This is a genomic window from uncultured Campylobacter sp., from assembly GCF_938045775.1.
Taxonomy (GTDB): domain Bacteria; phylum Campylobacterota; class Campylobacteria; order Campylobacterales; family Campylobacteraceae; genus Campylobacter_B.
Genome location: NZ_CALIBH010000222.1, coordinates 1 through 2,924 on the forward strand (window position 1 = coordinate 1; position 2,924 = coordinate 2,924).

Sequence of the window (2,924 nt, forward strand, 5' to 3'; positions counted from 1 at the left end):
TAGGAAAATTTTATTTATATCGCTGCTGCTTGTTTTTTCAAATGCCGCTACGCTCACCGACGTTCTAGACAGGAAGGTCGAGGTAAAGGACAGGGTAGAAAAGGTCGTTTTGACGTTTTATTTTGAAGAGTACTTCGTAACCACGGGCGAAGAGGGCGTTTCTAAAATCGCCGGATGGTCCAAAGGGTACTGGAAGGGTCGCAGAGAAGCGACATGGCAGGCTTTTTTGAAAAAATTTCCGAGCATAGATCAGATCCCCGATGTCGGATACGTCGGCAAAAACACTCTGTCGTTCGAGCGCATCGTCTCGCTAAAGCCCGATGTGGTTTTGTTTGCAAAAAACGACTACGAAAAAGTTAAGCAAAATTTGAAAAATTTAGATAGCTCGGGCATTGCTGCGGTGTTCGTAGATTTTCATGATGAAAATTTACAAAACCACATGAAAAGCATGGAAATTTTAGGCGAAATTTTCGGTAAGCAAGACAGAATAGCCGAAGTGAATAAATTTTATAAATCAAAATTCGAGCTCGTAGAACAAAGGCTCGCCAAAGCCAAAAATACGACCAAGCCCAAAGTTTACGTAGAATTTAGCGAAAAGGCGGGCGCTAGCGTCTTTGGCGTATCGTATGACGATAAGATGTGGGGAGCCTTCGTCAGCGCCGCCGGCGGAGAAAACATCGCAAAAGGGCTGATAAAAGGCGCCTCCTCGCCGCTCAATCCGGAATTTATAGTCAATAAAAATCCAGATATTATCATATTTGCGGGGAATTATTTTCCAAACGGCGGCAAGAACATCCCGCTAGGCTACGGCGTGAGCAAGCAGGAGGCTGCGGCAAATTTTAATGATTACGCCCAAAGAAGCGGCTGGCAAAACATAAACGCCGTCAAAAATCATAAAATTTACGCGATCTATCACGATCTAAGCAGGCATATTTTCGATTTTGCGGGGATCTTGTTTTTCGCGAAAAAAATACATCCCGAGCTCTTTGCAGATATAGATCCTGCCGCGGAGCTGAAGGAATTTTTCGATAAATTTTATCCGGTCGAATTTAGCGGAACGTGGATGATCGATTTTTAATGTCCGCAGAATTTTATAAAAGCCTCGTCTTTAGAAAAATTTTATTAATATGCTGCGGCACGGGGCTTTTATTAGTTTTATTCGTACTTGATATAGCAAACGGGCCCGCAAACTACGGTTTTTTTGAAATTTTACAATCCTTCTTTTCGCGCAGCGCAGATAAAAACCTAAGCGTTATAGTCTTTGATATGAGGCTGCCTGCGGCTATAGCGGCTGTTTTAGCGGGAGCGAGCCTAGGACTTAGCGGCGCCGTCATGCAGACCCTACTAGCAAATCCGCTCGCTAGCCCCTACACCCTAGGAGTGGGCTCTGCGGCGGGCTTTGGAGCCGCCGTCGGCATAGTATTTTTTGCGGGGAATTTTTTAAGCATAGGATTTTTTGCATTTTTCTTCGCTATTTTAAGCATCGTTTTCATATACCGCTTATCAAATCGCATAAATCTAGGCTCTTCGGGCATCATTTTAATAGGAATCATTTTGGTTTTTATCTATCAGAGCCTGCAGGCCTTCGTGATATACGTCGCGGATGAAGCAGAGGTTTCAAGTATTGTTTTTTGGACCTTCGGCTCGCTTTCAAAGGCGAATTACGCGAGCTTATCGATCATGTTCGCGGTATTTGCGGCGGCATTTTTCATATCGCTTTACAATGCTTGGAGCTTTAACGCGGTCTTACTAGGCAACGAAATAGCTCAGAGCATGGGCGTTTGCGTGCACTCTTTTAAAATAAAAATGCTGATCTTAGCCTCGGTCCTAACCGCTACTTGCGTCTGTTTCGTGGGCACGATCGGCTTTGTTGGACTACTGGGAGCGCACATATCTAGAATTTTAATAGGCGCGGAGCAGAGATTTTTCCTTCCGTTTTCGGCCCTGATAGGAGCCCTGCTTCTTTCATTTTCATCGATTTTGAGTAAAAATTTAATAAGCGGCGTAATCTTTCCTATCGGCATAATCACCTCCTTCATCGGGGCGCTGTTTTTCCTAGCGATCGTGCTAAATAAGGGGCGCGGATGAGGGTTGAAGGCTTAAGCTTTTCATACAAAAATAAAGAAATTTTAAAAAATATAAGCTTTGCCGTAAACGAAGGAGAAATTTTAACGATCCTAGGCGTAAACGGCGCGGGCAAAAGCACGACGATGAAATGCTTAGCGGGCATCTTAAAGACGGATGCTAAAATTGATCTGTGCGGTGCGAGCGTCAAGGAGATCGGCTATCTGACGCAAAATATTATGCAAGAGGGCGGACTTAGCGTATTTGAGCTGGTGCTTTTGGGTCGCATTTCGAAGCTAAATTTTAAAGTAAGCCGCAGCGATCTGCAGAGGGTAGAGCATGTGCTAAAGCACGTGGGCATCGAGCATCTCGCAAAAAGAAGCTTTAGCGAGCTCTCCGGGGGCCAGCAGAGGCTGGTGCTCATAGCTATGGTTTTTGCAAAAAAGCCTAAAATCATGCTTTTGGACGAGCCTACCGCAAATTTAGACCTGCTTCATCAAAAAGATATATTAAATTTAATAAGAGACTACACGAAATTTTATAAAATTTCGACCGTCATAAATATCCACGACATCAATCACGCTCTACATTACGGCGATAAAATAATGGTGCTGCATGACGGCGAGATAGCGTTTCTAGGCGCGCCGAAAGATCTGGATACAGCCCTACTGAGCGAGGTTTTCGGCGTGGAATTTGAACTTCTTCAAAACAGAAGCGGCAAAAAATTTATCGCAAATTTTTAGCGCTTCTGCGCGGATTTGATCAAATTTAACGAAAAGCAATCGTAAATATCGCGCCTTCGTCAGAATTTGCAGCGCTTATGCTCCCTCCATTTTTTTCGATTATCATCTTGCTCATAT

Annotated in this window: 3 protein-coding genes; all 3 read left to right on the forward strand. The window is 44.0% G+C overall.

Features of this window, described 5'->3' with window-relative positions:
* A partial coding sequence (locus Q0238_RS08935; protein ID WP_297945281.1) for an ABC transporter substrate-binding protein occupies positions 1 to 1,078 on the forward strand: 1,078 nt, incomplete at its 5' end.
* Positions 1,078 to 2,088, forward strand: a complete 1,011-nt coding sequence (locus tag Q0238_RS08940) for an iron ABC transporter permease (protein ID WP_297945284.1) — start codon at positions 1,078 to 1,080, stop codon at positions 2,086 to 2,088. The genes Q0238_RS08935 and Q0238_RS08940, both read left to right, overlap by 1 nt.
* A complete protein-coding gene (locus Q0238_RS08945) occupies positions 2,085 to 2,807 on the forward strand; it encodes an ABC transporter ATP-binding protein (RefSeq protein WP_297945287.1) in 723 nt (240 codons plus the stop codon). The genes Q0238_RS08940 and Q0238_RS08945 overlap by 4 nt, the downstream gene beginning before the upstream one ends.
* Positions 2,808 to 2,924 lie beyond the last annotated feature (117 nt).